Origin of the sequence: Coleofasciculus sp. LEGE 07092, assembly GCF_015207375.1 — a bacterium.
Classification (GTDB): Bacteria; Cyanobacteriota; Cyanobacteriia; order Cyanobacteriales; family Coleofasciculaceae; genus LEGE-07092.
In genome coordinates, this window is sequence record NZ_JADEWY010000200.1 from 1 (window position 1) to 8135 (window position 8135).

Annotated in this window: 8 protein-coding genes; 1 reads left to right on the forward strand and 7 read right to left on the reverse strand. The window is 46.4% G+C overall.

All coding sequences use genetic code 11. The features are described 5' to 3' along the window. Nucleotides 1-306: 306 nt before the first annotated feature. The 7 genes from hemB to IQ257_RS28015 form a co-directional block, all read right to left on the reverse strand. A complete protein-coding gene (hemB, locus tag IQ257_RS27985; protein ID WP_193881581.1) occupies nt 307-1290 on the reverse strand; it encodes a porphobilinogen synthase in 984 nt (327 codons plus the stop codon). Nucleotides 1291-1420: 130 nt separating this feature from the next. Then, nucleotides 1421-2320 carry a ParA family protein gene (locus IQ257_RS27990; protein WP_193881577.1) on the reverse strand — a complete coding sequence of 300 codons (900 nt, stop codon included), beginning with the start codon at nt 2318-2320 and terminating at the stop codon, nt 1421-1423. A 721-nt stretch (nt 2321-3041) separates the two neighbouring features. After that, nucleotides 3042-3860 (reverse strand): DUF4114 domain-containing protein, encoded by an 819-nt coding sequence (locus IQ257_RS27995; RefSeq protein WP_193881574.1) that lies wholly within the window; start codon nt 3858-3860, stop codon nt 3042-3044. Beyond that, complete coding sequence (locus tag IQ257_RS28000; RefSeq protein ID WP_193881571.1) at nt 3850-4848, reverse strand: cadherin-like domain-containing protein; 999 nt, start codon at nt 4846-4848, stop codon at nt 3850-3852. The genes IQ257_RS27995 and IQ257_RS28000 overlap by 11 nt, the downstream gene beginning before the upstream one ends. Nucleotides 4849-4930: 82 nt before the next feature. Further along, a complete protein-coding gene (locus IQ257_RS28005) occupies nt 4931-6055 on the reverse strand; it encodes an NAD(P)/FAD-dependent oxidoreductase (RefSeq protein ID WP_193881568.1) in 1125 nt (374 codons plus the stop codon). A gap of 70 nt (nt 6056-6125) precedes the next feature. Further along, entirely contained in the window at nt 6126-6446 is a 321-nt protein-coding gene (locus IQ257_RS28010; protein WP_193881565.1) for a MarR family transcriptional regulator, read from the reverse strand. A 194-nt stretch (nt 6447-6640) separates the two neighbouring features. Beyond that, a complete protein-coding gene (locus IQ257_RS28015) occupies nt 6641-7489 on the reverse strand; it encodes an alpha/beta fold hydrolase (protein WP_193881562.1) in 849 nt (282 codons plus the stop codon). A gap of 196 nt (nt 7490-7685) precedes the next feature. Here IQ257_RS28015 and IQ257_RS28020 point away from each other — a divergent pair, with 196 nt between their 5' ends. Then, nucleotides 7686-8108 (forward strand): hypothetical protein, encoded by a 423-nt coding sequence (locus tag IQ257_RS28020; RefSeq protein ID WP_193933404.1) that lies wholly within the window; start codon nt 7686-7688, stop codon nt 8106-8108. Nucleotides 8109-8135: the final 27 nt, after the last annotated feature.

Below are 8135 nucleotides of genomic sequence, written 5' to 3' on the forward strand. Positions count from 1 at the left end.
AGAACGAGTTCGCGTCAATCTGACGCGAACTCTTAGTCAACTGAGTACTTTTACTTGATTATTTGGATCGTTTAGCGATCGCCCCTCATACTTCAGTTATACTACATATTGAAGTGCGGAATGTGGGTTCTAGCAATCAAGCTGACTATTCAAAGCGCTTGACGGTTATACTTTGAGGAGCATTTATCAGTCACGACGATATCTCTATACAAAAGAACCAAAAGCTTATCCGAATTGAGTCTTAGAGGCGGGGGTAATTCTGAACTCCTGAACTTCTGTACTCTGAACTCCTTTTACACATTATTTCTACCCTTGCAGCCAACGGGCAGCATCTTTAGCGTGGTAAGTGAGAATCAAATCAGCACCAGCTCGCTTGAAGCCTGTCAATGTCTCCATCACCACTCGCTCTTCATCAATCCAGCCATTAAGGGCAGCAGCTTTAACCATGGAATATTCGCCGGAGACGTTGTAGGCAGCAACGGGTAAGTTAGTGGCTTCCTTAACACGCCAGATGATATCCATATATGCCAGAGCTGGTTTGACCATGAGCATATCGGCACCTTCAGCAATGTCGAGTTCAATTTCTTTGATCGCTTCGCGGGCGTTGGCAGGGTCCATTTGATACGTGCGGCGATCGCCAAATTGGGGCGCAGAGTCGGCAGCATCTCGGAAGGGACCGTAGTATGCCGAGGCGTACTTGGCAGCGTAGGACAAGATAGGCGTTTCCTCAAATCCAGCCTCATCTAATCCGGTGCGAATTGCCTGCACAAAACCATCCATCATCCCAGAGGGAGCAATGATATCTGCTCCCGCTTTAGCTTGAGATACGGCTGTTTTCTTGAGCAATTCTAGGGTCGGGTCGTTCAGAACGCGACCTGTTAAGTCCCCTACTTCTAAGTAACCGCAGTGACCGTGACTAGTATATTCACACAAACAAGTATCAGCAATAATGACCAAATCCGGTACCGCTTCTTTCACGGCTGTAGCGGCTTTCTGGACGATGCCGCAATCATGCCACGCCCCTGTTGCTTCTACATCTTTATCTTCGGGAATGCCAAAGAGAATAATAGACGGGATGCCCAGTTCGTAGACTTCTTTCGCTTCTTCAACAATTTTGTCTACCGATAGCTGGTAAACTCCCGGCATGGATCTAATTTCCTGAGCAATCCCCTCACCGGGTACGGCAAAGAGGGGGTAAATGAGATCGCTGGTGGTTACAACATTTTCACATACCATCCGGCGTAGCTGGGTTGTCTTGCGGAGGCGTCGAGGACGATGGGTTGGAAACATGGTTAAGATTTGAAACGCTTACAGACTTAGAATTTAAGAAACCAAAGGAGATTATTGTATTGTAAAACTTGTTGCCAAGTTAAAGTACATCTCACGGCAAGTCTTTAAATGCAATTGGGATACACGCAATTTAAGTCTGGGGATAGGAACCAGAATGTTTCGCCCTTAGCAGTTGGCTAACCGCTATTCGGATTTCCTTTGTAAGATTTAAATATTGTTCAAACTGACCCGCATATCCCCATTTTTGCCTGAGAGTAGAGAACTTATTGGGATTGTCAAATTCCACAGTTTCTGCTATTTGCTGCTTGTGAGGAATTTGGGTTTCAAAGACAGGGGCATCTTTGCTATAGCGACGTAAATCCTTGATAACGCGATCGTGGAGAGTCATACCAGCATTGTACTTTGAGATGACAATTCCTAGGGGTTCGATGGGTTCAGCGATCGTGTCTGCAAAGTCGCTCACTGTTTTTGTAATTTGGGGGATACCGTAGGTTGAGAGGATATCGGGGATAGTTGGGATGATATAACCATGAGAAATTCGCAACCCATTGAGGGTAACGATGCTGAGGTTGGGCGGACAGTCGATGAGGATATAATCATATTGGTTGATAATCGGTCGAATTCCTCGGCGCAGAATGTTAATGGGGTTGGCAGCATAGAATCGTCCCGCAGGAATTGTTGCTAGTCTATCTTGAACATCAATCAAATCTAAACTAGATGGGAGTAAGTCTAAACTTTCTAAATCTTTGACATTAGACACTTGATATTGCAGCGTTTTAGAAAAATGGAATTTGCGATGTTCCGGGTCAATAGCATCAAGAAACAGTTGCGCTAAAGTATAGTGATTTTCGTTGAGTTCTTCCCATCTTTCTTCGCCAATCAGCATTAAGGTGGCATTGGTTTGAGGATCAAGGTCAATAACTAATACTTTCCTGTGGAACACGCCAGCTAGCATCTCAGCTACTGCCACTGTCGTTGTTGTCTTCCCCACACCTCCTTTAAGATTTATGAAAGAAATTACAATAGCCACAGGCACTCTCCAATTTTTTGGTCTGAGTTGGTTAATCTTTCTTGGGTAAAAAATGGCAGTCTTAGGTGTGGAGGTGTACTTATCATCAAGAGTGGGGAGTACAACAGAGGACTTTTCATAGTGGGTTGTGGGGAAACGCCCATAGCATCGTATACCAAGTCACCTTTTTCAAACGACAAAGTCCCTGGAAACTCAGATCTTGCACCAGTCGCAACAACCTGCCAGTGGTTTTAACCACTGTCTCATAGCTGGCAGTCGTCTAAAGACGACTGGATAAGACTTGTAGTCCATTGAAATGGACTTAAGCTATTAGCCCGGAGTTTTAACTCTGGGCGGGTTTTCGGGTTTACTGACAATGGTGCAAGATGTGAGTGGAAAGGAAGAATGGCACGAATTGACTAGCTTGAGTTGTAACGTTAGCAGGACAAGGAAATGGGGGACTGGTTAAATGGTATGCGGCATCTCCAGTCCGCACGAGTCCCCAAGCTTACCCAATAGCGTCTCCAGTTCAATGGGTAGCCTAAAGTGGCAAATTAAATGGTGATGGATGGTATGACCCTTCTACTTATCCAAGGTAACAAGCCCAGATAGAGGTACGCCATTCTCTCTTGAGGCTAATAACTTGTGGTATCTGTCTGAGTGTGGCTACTTTGCCTTAGTGGGACTTTCAGAAAATAAATACTCATACCCCGACATTTACAGAGCGAGTAGTGTCAAAGAGTTAACTAAAGTTGAGCTTCACGATGGCATCATTAAAGTCTTTGTCGCCACCACCGTACAAGTCTTCGTAAACGAAGGAGTTATCTCCCGTCAATCGAATGTGGTCTGCCCCATCCGGGTTTGCCCCTAAGTAAGGAAAGTAAGCGATGGGGTCTTGAGTGAGTTGGTTGACATTGTTGGGTTTGAGATTATCGGCATTTTTCTCTAAGAATTCCTCTGGCGTACCATTAGCAATCAACACTGGTGCTAGCAGTACTCCTCCTGGCAGTTCCTCAAAGAAAATTGCTTCGCTATTGCTAAAGCTAATGACTAGATTTTCCACCGCCGCTTTAGCATAGTTTTCATCCCCCGGAAATAAGTCCGCATTCCCATCATCGTCGATATCGATGCCGCCCTCAGCATCACTAATAGCATAGAAGCCGAAGACGTTCTTAAAGGCTGCCTCACTATTGACAACAAACTCAGCCTCAATTGAGCCAGTAATCTCCGTCAAGTCAATTACTTCAATCGTTCCTTGCAATCGGCTACCGAGGGTGAGGAAGTTAGTGGTTATCTGCGTACTCAGGCTCACACTAGCATCCCCCGATACCCACTCAATATTTAGTGGCTCACCATCAGATAAGTCGAAGCCCGAATTACTCACGGTGCTAAGGAAAACCTCGGCAGAACTGTTGGCGAGTACCCCTTGAGCGGTACCATCATTGATCACATAGAAACCAAGGCGGTTACTCTTGAAGGCTTCGAGAAGGCGCGAGGAGTTGGCTTCAAATTCTGTGAGGGTGCCGCCTGCCGAGAAGATAACCTGACTACTACACAGCATTCACTGTTATGTCAACGGTGGCAGGGTTAAGAGAGTCGGCTGTACCGTCATTAATTTGATAGGTGAAGCTGTCTATACCGCTAAAATCTGCAATCGGTGCGTAGGTGAAAGAGCCATCCGGGTTTAGAGTTAGAGTCCCATTTGTCGGTTCATCGACTACCGTAGCTGTTAACTCATCGCTATCAGCCTCCTTATCATTACTTAAAAGCCCTGTAATAATAGGTACATTGAGAGCCGTATCCTCGTTGGTCGTATAGGCGTCATCAACAGCGACAGGAAAGGTATTAACAGAAATTTCTCCTAGGGTAAACGTAGCGTTACCTTGGTCAGTATTGTCACCAAAGAAGAGAAAGTTAGGAGAGATATAGGGATTAAAGGGTAGAGGTGGACTACTAGTTGCTGGATTAAAGTTATAGTTCCGCTGTTGACCCGTCAATATCTCAATACCGTCAGCCGAAAGGCTATAAGTATCATCGATAAAAGTAAGGATGTAGTTAGTTGCAACATTAATATTAGTATTACCTGCTTCAGCTTCAATGAAATTGGCTGACTGAGCAAAGATGCGATCAACATCGCCTTCTTCTTTAAAGCCAAGTTCAATGCCTTGACCGTTATTGTCAATTAAAGTAACACTAAAACCCGCTCGATTGGGTTGGCTTTGCTCGGCAGTGACAGCAACATTAAATGAGAGGGCAAAGCCAGTAGTATTATCTAAAATGGGAAAATTCGGGTTAAGTAAGCTAAAAGGGGGATTTAGGGCTGTAAGGGGATTATAGTTAGTATAGCCTGCGTATCCCGGATTTCCACCAAGGAAATTGGTATTGAGGGTAGCGGTTCCCGCATTTGTCGCTAGTGGTACTGGAGGAGTGGAGAAGAGGCTGGGCATGGGAATTTGCCCGTAGGCTAGCCATCGTTTACCAGGTACTCCGAGTCCTAGGGATGTCAGTTGCTCGAATGTTGTTTGTCCATCAAAAAGCGTGGTTGCCATTGATTAAATATTCTCTTCACTAATAAGTTGGTGCTGCTTCTAAGAGGGGATAGAAGGCTATTGATTAATATTGTAGTCAGATTTAAACCTGGACAATTGCTTCCCGAATCTGTAAAGCTGTAGCAGGTGCCAGAAATACACCATTGCGATAGTGACCTGTAGCCAGCAAGACATTACTATAACCTGGCAGTTTACCAATAACAGGAGCAGGGCGTCCCTCCGGACGGGGACGCTTGCCTGACCAAGTGCGTACAATGGTAGCCTGTGCTAAGGCTGGACAAAAAGCGATCGCTTTTTGTCTCACTCGCTCCAGTAATTCAGGTTCTGCCACTACCTCACCATACTCGTCGGGAAACTCAACCGTTGCACCCACCCAGTAGTCTCCCTCACCCACTGGTACGATATGAACATCGTCACCCGTAATCACAGGTTGGAAATCGGGATGACCTATTGGACATTCCAGCCGCAACTGTAATGCTTGACCTAAAACAGGTTTTATGATTATAACTGGAAATGATTCAAGGTCAGGTGATGATAGAAAATTCACCAGTCCAGAGGAACCCACTCCGGCAGCAATCACCAGCCAATCTATCTCTAGCGTTCCAGTATTCGTGTGAATGTGGCGACAAGTCCGGAGATTTGGCTCATCTGAGGCAACAAATTCCACTCCTTCAAGGCTGACACCAAAGTTGAATACCACACCATTTTTTTGTGCTGCTGCCACTAGTGCTTGAGTGAGAGCAGTGGGATCGACTTGCCGGTCTTGAGGAGAATAAATTGCGCCGATAACTTGCTCGTTACTCACTTGAGGACAGCGAGACTGCACTTGCTGTGCATCCCAGATTTCCAGGTGCCAACCTTGGGACTCACGAATAGTTGCCAGTTCCTGCCAAGAGGCTATATCTTCCCCAGGAAAACGCAGCATCAAGATACCTTGGCGATTGCAGGGAATTTGATACCCAATCATTGCCTCTAATTCTGGAATCAGGGTTTCATAGCGTTGCATACTCCCTTGTCGCAACTGCCACGCCCTACCCTTCACTTTCTTACTAATGGCACCCATCAGAACGCCTAGGGCGGCACCCGTTGACCCCTGAGCGGGGAGCTGTTGATCGAGGACAGTGATAGTTAGCCCACCCACCCGACTAAGTTCGTAGGCACAGGCGGCTCCCACAATCCCGCACCCAATGATGGCAACGCGACTCATCTAGGAAATCTCAGTTAAATCGTCGGTTTAAGAACGGTTAGTATCCTTCTAGAAAACGTCTGCTCTGAACTCAATCTACCCCATCGCTATTCAAGGCTTGGTGAAGCTTTTCAGATAACTGGCTTTTGCGCTTGGGTGCCATGCGAACCCGATAGCAAGGACTGTCTTCCCCTGCTATCTCTTCTACGAAGCCTTTTTCGATTAATTCATTCAGCAGAATGCGAACGACTTCTTCATTCTGCTGAGTATGAGCAGCTATCTCTTTTACAGTACAATCACCTTGACGCATCATCCAATTGATTAACAATCGCTGGGAATCGGGTAGCACGAGTAGGTCAGGCATAGTAAGACCGGGAGTTTCTTGCTTCCCCTTCGCTGGCAATCCATCCATTTTGACCTCTCTCAATATTCAGGTTTCGATCGAGTTAAGACTACGAAGCAATTCTTTACTGACAGAATGACCAGGATCGTAAAACTAGCAGATGCTTAAGCTGGTCATAGGAAATGTTTCAGCAGAATAATGTGCAGTATAACAGTTAACGGTTGAGTAGATGCCAGGGAAAAGGGCAAAGAAAACACATATCCTTACAAAGCTTTGCGTCGCAGAAACATTAGCAGGTCTTCGCTGATTTTTCCTGACCAATGGTCTTGAGGATAATGTCCGGCTTCTTCTAGCTCGACTAGTTCGACATTGGGGACAACTTTGGCAAACTCCTGTGCCTGGATGAAGGGAAGCCAAGGGTCTTTACTACCCCAAATAATCTGAATTGGCTTCGTCCAATTACGAAACCCTGATTCAATTTCTGCCATTGACTGCCGCACCTGAAGGTTTTTGACCGTCATCAGCAGACTACGCCCCGCATCAGAACTTTTGAGAAAGGGGCGGCGGTATACATCTAAATCTTTGTCTGAAACTTGATAGCGGCTTCCTCCTTCTAGGGTGCGGTCAACTAAAAGGGGGTCTTGGGTCAGCATATCACCAATGAGCGGTAGCCCCAACTGCTGAATTTTCCAGGGTAACTGGGCAGCAGAGGAGATGGGAGTATTGAGAATGGCGAGGCGTTCGATTTGGTCGGGGTGACGCAGGGCGTATTGTAGCCCAACCGAACCGAGAAATCCTTGGACGACTAGGTGAAATCGTTCAATTTGCAGATGTTCGAGCAACTGAGCCAGGGCTTTAATAAAGGCATCGGGAGTATAAGCAAACTTTCGTTGGTCGGGTTTTGCCGAGAAGCCAGCACCAATCCAGTCCGGTGCGATCGCTCTAAATCCCTTTTCAGCTAAATCTGGCATCAGCAGCGACCAAGAATAACTTTGGGAAGGCAGACCATGAAGCAGCAGCACAGGGAGTTGGTCAGTTTGATTGAGGGGGTTGGCTTCCCGATAGAACCATTTGAGAGAGCCGACTTCGATTGATTGTTCGCTAATAGACACCGTTTTTCCTGCACCTCGACTGTTGTTTGAGCCTGCTGCCCACAGGGACGCAGCGCCAGCTTACAGGCTGACGGTTAATTCTTAAGAAAAGGCAACATAAAGTAAAAATCTGTTCTAAGAATACAGCAAATTGGTTCTAGATTGTAATAAATAGTTAAGCATCTCTTTAAGAATACTTAACCCCAGGAGATTGATCATGAATGCGGCTGAACAAGCAACAGGCTTAGAAGTGACGGCTAAAATTGCCGCAATTGTCAACTTGTTCAAAGCGGAGTTTCCCGATGCCAGGGCAGACCTCAAGCCTTGGAAAAACGACCCTGACACCCGTGAGTTAGTCGATCCTGATTCGATTGATATCGGCTTTCACTTTCCCGGCTGGAGTCCAAAGTTCCAAAGCCGCAGCATTTTAGTGCAGATTCGGTTTTACAAAGACCCGTTGGAAAACTCCCATCGGTTAATTGGCTTGGAAGCTGCCGGATTTAATCATCAGGGAGAAGCGTGGCGACTCTCAACCGTTGATAACTGGCAACTGGTGGGTCAGTGTCAGCCCGCCCTTCAAGTCGGAGAAAAGCTCAAACATTTCTGCCGACAAGTTTTTACATTGTTCAATGGCTCGTGACACAGGGGAGTGGAGGTGCAGGGGAGC